Below are 841 nucleotides of genomic sequence, written 5' to 3'. Positions count from 1 at the left end.
GGCCCAGGCCGAGCACGATGCGCTGCGGCGCGTGGCCGACGTCATCCAGCGCGGTGACCTGGGCAATACCGAAGGCTATGCCGAATACTTCCGCGCGCTGGCGCGGCAAAGCGTCGACGGCCTGTGGCTGACGGGCGTGACCATCACCGGCGCCGGCACGGAGATCGGCGTGCGCGGGCGCGCGCTCGACCCCGCCCTCGTGCCGGGCTACCTCGCGCGACTGCGCAATGAACGCGTCCTGCAGGGCAAGCCGGTGGGCAGCATGCAGATCGGCCAGGCCGCCACCGTCAAGGTGCGCGATGCCGACGGCAAGGAGTCCGATGCGCCCGCGCCGTACGTCGAATTCAGCCTGCAGTCGGCGGCCGCCGGTGCGGCCTCGACGCCGGTCCCCGGAGGCCAGCCATGAAGCGCCGCTGGCTCCAGTTCGCGGCGCGCGTGGAAGCGCTGCAGCCGCGCGAACGCATCATGGCATTCGGCGCCGCCGTCGTCGTGCTCGTGTTCCTCGCGAATACGTTCGTGTTCGCGCCGATGTCGCGCAAGGAAGCGGCGCTGCGCTCGACGCTGCAGCAGCAGACCATCACCATCGGCGGCATCGCGGCCGACATCGAGGGCAAGGCGCGCGCGTACGGCAACGATCCGAACGAGGCGCTGCGCAAGCATCTGGGCGAATTGCGGGCCGAGACGGCGCGCACGAGCGACGAGCTGCGCACGATGCAGAAAGGCCTCGTGCCGCCGGAACGCATCGCGCCGCTGCTGGAGGCGATCCTGCGCGCGAACGGGCGCCTGAAGCTCGTGTCGCTGAAGACGCTGCCCGTGTCGACGCTGACCGACGGCGCGGCGC

1 protein-coding gene and 1 pseudogene are annotated in these 841 nt (G+C 71.5%); both read left to right on the top strand.

Annotation, left to right across the window (positions count from 1 at the left end; translation table 11 throughout):
* The coding region (locus ACEN88_RS33005; protein WP_413346508.1) for a PilN domain-containing protein at positions 1-406 on the top strand (406 nt) is incomplete at its 5' end.
* Positions 403-841, top strand: a pseudogene (locus tag ACEN88_RS33000) (hypothetical protein); the annotation flags it as partial. The gene ACEN88_RS33005 and the pseudogene ACEN88_RS33000, both read left to right, overlap by 4 nt.

The sequence above is a fragment of the Massilia sp. CT11-108 genome, from assembly GCF_047302915.1.
Classification (GTDB): domain Bacteria; phylum Pseudomonadota; class Gammaproteobacteria; order Burkholderiales; family Burkholderiaceae_D; genus Telluria; species Telluria orientalis.
Note: the sequence above shows the minus strand (reverse complement) of the source record. Positions and strands in the feature narration are given on the sequence as shown.